We start from the raw sequence: 4,499 nt of genomic DNA, 5'->3' as shown, positions 1-4,499 counted from the left end.
CTTGCAATACTCACATTCTAAATGTATAGGTATATTCATCTAATCACCTGCTTTAAATAATCCTTTTATATGAACCTTACTATTCTTCATCTTCTGGATGATAATATTCTGCAACACTTTCACACACTAGACTGCAATCCATATTTATAGCATGAATGCAATTGAAACAACATTTATAACAAGGATCTTCATACTGATTCAATCCATAATCTCTTGTACTACAACGTTTCCGCTTACCTGCTCAAGCAATCTCAAATTTGCTTGTAGCATACAGCTTGTCCCTATCAAATTTCTCTATAATGCAAATCATCTTTCGATTTCGTTTATTTCTCAACATCACCATAACCCTAGCTTTATCCTCTGCAACTTCTACTACTTCACCATGTTTCATGTATAGGTCACTGTGTACATCATCTATAAATACTACAGTTCCTATATCCACCTTTTCCCCTCCTATTCGATATAAATGATTCCATGTACATGATATTTTTTAGCAAATTCATCTCTTCCGATATTGTGCATAGAATCACTATATAATCTATGATGCTTATCACACAAAGCTATTTTTCTTAACTTACTATCATCATATTTCCGTCCTCCATTAGCTCCAACTGTATCCCAATGATGGACCTCTGCTTTTTCTCCACAAATGGCACATTTTTTATACCTCAAACAAATATATAAATAGTCATTGATTTCTACAATGATTGGCATATCTTTATACCTTAGTGGTATATCCATTTCAAAAGCAAATTCAATTATTAAATTTATAAATCTTCTTGCTTGATCTACAGACATATTTGCCATTGAAAAACCATCTTTAAGATCTCCATATACCTCTACATACCAGGACTTCATAAGTGATTTAAACCATTCCATGTAATATCCTAAATAAGTTGCTATTTCTGCCATAAGTACATGTGCTTTTCTTAATTGCTCTATAGTTATGTGTCTATTATCATCTATCCTTATCATTGCTTTTACTTTCTTATTTTCAGCAAATCTTTTTATTTTAGTTTGAAATTGTCTTTCTGGAATCAATACAAGCAACTCTGTTCCATTTTCAGTATTTCTATAACCTTTGATTTCAGCATACTCGTTCATTTAATCACCCTTATTTTGCTACCTTTAATCCATTAAACATATTTAATTGTTTTGCTACTGGCTCTAACTCGTTCCATTGTTCAAACTCTTCATCCAAAATATTCTTAATTGTGGCCTGAGTAGTTGCCCAATCTTTTCCTAAAGTTGCTACAAGATTACTCCAATCCTCTACATCATGTTTTAATATAGATCCATCTTTATCAATGTGTCTTAGCTCGTGATATAACAATGCTGCCAACTGCTCTACTTGCATCTTTTCTGTATAATATTCTCTTGTTTCTATGATGTATTGATATCCTGTCATTCTTTGTAATTGCTTATTCGCTAATTTTGTTTGAGCAATCCATGGTTGTTTTGCAGTTCCAGGCTCCCATTCTGTATCTTCTAAAAATAGAATCAATCTCGGTTTCACATGACTAATTTCTTCAAACTTTTCTACTAATCTTTCTGCTATTGGTCTATATCTATAATTTTTAATCCATTGTCTATCTCCAAACTTTCCATTATCTAATTTTCTGATATTCTTAAGACTTCCTCCATCTGAAAGATTTGTAAATGTGATATTGTATCCTCCATCAAATACTACATCTTCTAACACTTCACCTGTATCCTGATCCATTACCCTTAACTCTTTTTTCATATCACGTCCCCCAATCCACTTAAATAATCTAATACAATTCCATTTTTAGACTTCACTTCAACCATTTGCTCAATTGGCATATAGTTAAAACCTCTTTTGCCTTTATTCTGTTGCCATAGATCCCAATACTGTAAAACTTTCTCTCCTGGTATTAGGTACCTTTTGTTATACATTTTCATAAAGCAAAGAATAAAAGTTATCTCTCCCATGAATATTGCAGTCCTCATGTATTCTATTTGATGTGGTTCAATGTATTTGAGTGGAAGGCCTCTATCTTCTTTCTCAACTTCCTTACAATCAAAAGATATAGATAATCCATCTTTTACTGTTCCTCTAAAATCTAAAGTGCTTTTCTCCTCAGGAAAAGCTGATACTATTTGTCTCCCTCTTCTTACAACCTTCCATGGAGTACTAATCTTTTGAACAAGTGCTATACCACGATTTTTATATCCTGTATTGGCCATTTTCACTTCTTCTTCAAAGAACATTCCTTTGTTAGCCATCTTATGATTTTTAATATAATTTGTATCTCTCATATTTCTTCCCCTTTGGTTTATATTATTTCACTTTATTTATTACTACTCAGAACTAGTAATGTTATAAGTATCTATTTTTAGGTCCTATTCCTCTATATCAATCTTCCTCCACTCTTAAAACCTTATCTATTCTCCACCCTCTATAAACTAACTTTCCATAATGTTTTCCACTCATTTTCTTAACAATGCCATAAGATTCTTTTTCAACTTTATCTAATATTCCTATAGCAACTTGTATAATGTCAAAAGCTTCTTCTGCTACATGATCTAAGGACTTTTCATCTTTATTGCTTACAACTTCTTGAATAGCCTTATTCAGTTCTTGTGATTCTTCATCTACTTTCTCCATATGCTTGTCCCAATCATGGTCTTTTTTTAACACTGGTATCAATATCACTTTATTTCCCCCTTATATAACTCTAGTGCTTGTCTTATCAAAATATTTGTATCTATGTTTTTTTCTACTGCTAATTCTTCAACCGCCATAGACAACTCTAATGCGAATTCATTCATGTAATCTTCCCCCTTTACCTCAATCTATAATTTAAAGATGCTCCTCTTCTAACATCCTCTATTGATAATTTGAATTGTATAGCATAGTTCTTTGTCATTTGTATAATCCTACTTCCAGCAGCTTCATCAATATCTATAAGATCATCTAAGCTTAATTCACTTGAGACAATTACAGGTAAACAGTTCAAATATCTATAATTTAAAATCTCAAACATTATGTCTTTATCTGGCTCAGTTATTTTGCCTTTGAATAAATCATCTACTAGTAGTACAGGAGATGTTTTGTATTTTCCAGCTTCTCTTTGATAAAATTCTTCATCCATTCTGTTTTGTTTTAATTGCAAAACTGCTTCTTTGTACGGGAAATACATAACCCCTATTCCTTTTTTCATTAAGTTATTTGCAATAGCAATACTTAAATGTGTTTTGCCTGCACCTATTCCAACTTTTTTGATCTGATCCCCAAATTTATAACTCATGCCAAAGAACCCAATTGAATTATTCTTTGTTTTTCTGATTTTCTCAAAGTTTTTTACATAATCAATTGCAGCTGCTTTTGCTTCAACAATTTGTTCATTTCTTCCATTCGTTTCAAATTCTTTAAATCCAATTTTTAAAAATTGATTTCCAATTTGACTTCTCTGTATCATTTTTTTATATCTCTTAACCTCAGCACATTTGCAAGAAACAAATTTCCACTTATCATCTTTAGATTCTACTATTTCAGTATCTTTACATATCGGACATTCATATGAGGTCTGAATCGTCTGGAACTGTCCCATCTCCTTTGTATCCGATATGGCTGAGATCTGGTCCAATTCTTTCTGTTTCTCCATCAGGGCTTCTACTCTTTTGTTGATCATCTCCTGTATCTTTTCCAATATTCATCCCCCCATTTCTCTTCCAATTTTGCAATATACCTTCTACATAAGTAAGTTTCCGTTTATTATTTTTAAGTCCTATTTTAAGTGCTTCCATTACCCATACAGAACCATAAGTTTCAACTAGGTGAACTATCATTTCTTTTGTCATTTGATTTATAGTTCCATATCCTGCATCTTGATAAGTATGATATACTTCTTGAATTTCATTTTGAGATTCTTCACTACTACAACTACTTTCATCTTGACTTTCTGGTAGTAGTTCTTTACTTTTCTTTACTTTACTTTTCTTTACTTTACTTTGGGGATTGATGTTGTCATTTACTTCGTTAATGTCAACGATAACTAAGTTTTTGTATACATTAACTGTCTCTATATCTAAAATTAGGTAGTTTCGATACATTTTCACCTTTTGTCTACGACCCACAGCTTCTAAATACCTACGTTGAATCCCCCTAGAAGTAAGGATTTTATAGGTTCTTAGTATCTCATCATCAAATAGCTCCCATTTAACACAGTCATTAATGATTACATTTACTTGATTAATGTCAACATTAATTCTGTTTGAAAAGAGTAATTGTTCCTTTTCTGTCCACTCATAGAAGTATCCGTTCTTATATATCTTCATTAACAATTTAATAATTATCGCAAAACCTTCTATACCATGTTGAGCTTCTATAAGTGCGACTTTATCATCTTGATCAATATCTACATCTAAAGGAAAATAATCCAATCCTGTTTTTTGTGGCCTAGCCAATTCTATTCACCACCTACTAGCTCAAATAATAATGTATGATTTTAACAATAGCTGTAAATAATACTGCT

General features: G+C 31.7%; 8 protein-coding genes. All 8 read right to left on the bottom strand.

Features of this window, described 5'->3' with window-relative positions; all coding sequences use genetic code 11:
- Positions 1-79: 79 nt before the first annotated feature.
- Positions 80-202 (bottom strand): hypothetical protein, encoded by a 123-nt coding sequence (locus EK368_RS15300; protein WP_279222283.1) that lies wholly within the window; start codon positions 200-202, stop codon positions 80-82.
- A gap of 39 nt (positions 203-241) precedes the next feature.
- Positions 242-442, bottom strand: coding sequence for a hypothetical protein (locus EK368_RS13625; protein ID WP_129600598.1), 201 nt, complete (start codon positions 440-442; stop codon positions 242-244).
- A gap of 11 nt (positions 443-453) precedes the next feature.
- Positions 454-1,104, bottom strand: a complete 651-nt coding sequence (locus EK368_RS13620; protein ID WP_129600596.1) for a putative HNHc nuclease — start codon at positions 1,102-1,104, stop codon at positions 454-456.
- Positions 1,105-1,114: 10 nt separating this feature from the next.
- Positions 1,115-1,744 (bottom strand): putative metallopeptidase, encoded by a 630-nt coding sequence (locus EK368_RS13615; RefSeq protein WP_129600594.1) that lies wholly within the window; start codon positions 1,742-1,744, stop codon positions 1,115-1,117.
- Positions 1,741-2,280 (bottom strand): Holliday junction resolvase RecU, encoded by a 540-nt coding sequence (locus EK368_RS13610; RefSeq protein ID WP_129600592.1) that lies wholly within the window; start codon positions 2,278-2,280, stop codon positions 1,741-1,743. The genes EK368_RS13615 and EK368_RS13610 overlap by 4 nt, the downstream gene beginning before the upstream one ends.
- A gap of 97 nt (positions 2,281-2,377) precedes the next feature.
- Positions 2,378-2,677, bottom strand: a complete 300-nt coding sequence (locus EK368_RS13605) for a nucleoside triphosphate pyrophosphohydrolase family protein (protein WP_129600590.1) — start codon at positions 2,675-2,677, stop codon at positions 2,378-2,380.
- A gap of 130 nt (positions 2,678-2,807) precedes the next feature.
- Complete coding sequence (locus tag EK368_RS13600; RefSeq protein WP_129600588.1) at positions 2,808-3,575, bottom strand: ATP-binding protein; 768 nt, start codon at positions 3,573-3,575, stop codon at positions 2,808-2,810.
- The gene (locus EK368_RS13595) at positions 3,541-4,431 is read right to left on the bottom strand and encodes a Lin1244/Lin1753 domain-containing protein (RefSeq protein WP_129600587.1); all 891 of its coding nucleotides are present in this window, start codon (positions 4,429-4,431) and stop codon (positions 3,541-3,543) included. The genes EK368_RS13600 and EK368_RS13595 overlap by 35 nt, the downstream gene beginning before the upstream one ends.
- Between the last annotated feature and the right edge of the window lie 68 nt (positions 4,432-4,499).

The sequence above is a fragment of the Anaerophilus nitritigenes genome, from assembly GCF_004138215.1.
Taxonomy (GTDB): Bacteria; Bacillota; Clostridia; order Peptostreptococcales; family Thermotaleaceae; genus Anaerophilus; species Anaerophilus nitritogenes.
The sequence above is the reverse complement of the archived record's forward strand: the minus strand, read 5'-3'. Positions and strand labels throughout refer to the sequence as shown.

What these genes read in the sequence shown, in the direction of transcription:
- EK368_RS13620 (WP_129600596.1), bottom strand. Translation starts at nt 1,104, where the DNA reads ATGAACGAGTATGCTGAAATCAAAGGTTATAGAAATACTGAAAATGGA.
- EK368_RS13615 (WP_129600594.1), bottom strand. Translation starts at nt 1,744, where the DNA reads ATGAAAAAAGAGTTAAGGGTAATGGATCAGGATACAGGTGAAGTGTTA.
- EK368_RS13610 (WP_129600592.1), bottom strand. Translation starts at nt 2,280, where the DNA reads ATGAGAGATACAAATTATATTAAAAATCATAAGATGGCTAACAAAGGA.
- EK368_RS13600 (WP_129600588.1), bottom strand. Translation starts at nt 3,575, where the DNA reads ATGGGACAGTTCCAGACGATTCAGACCTCATATGAATGTCCGATATGT.